Below are 239 nucleotides of genomic sequence, written 5' to 3' on the forward strand. Positions count from 1 at the left end.
TCTAAGATAATTGTCGCAAGGAAACGGTCAAGTGCTGATTCATTTGGAAATTGTTCTTTGACTTTTGTCTTGCGCTTCAGCTTTTTATTGAATGATTCAATAATATTCGTTGAGTAAATTGTTCTGCGAATACTCGGAGGAAATTCTAAGAAGGTTAGTAAATTAGACGTACTGGCTAAATTTCTAACCATTCGAGGATACTTTGACTCCCAATGATCGATAAAACGATTTAAAATTAG

General features: G+C 33.9%; 1 protein-coding gene. It reads right to left on the reverse strand.

Annotation, left to right across the window (positions count from 1 at the left end):
• A partial coding sequence (locus FC15_RS06165; protein ID WP_201779855.1) for a transposase occupies nucleotides 1–239 on the reverse strand: 239 nt, incomplete at both ends.

Source organism: Lapidilactobacillus concavus DSM 17758, from assembly GCF_001435835.1.
In the GTDB taxonomy this organism is placed as follows: Bacteria; Bacillota; Bacilli; order Lactobacillales; family Lactobacillaceae; genus Lapidilactobacillus; species Lapidilactobacillus concavus.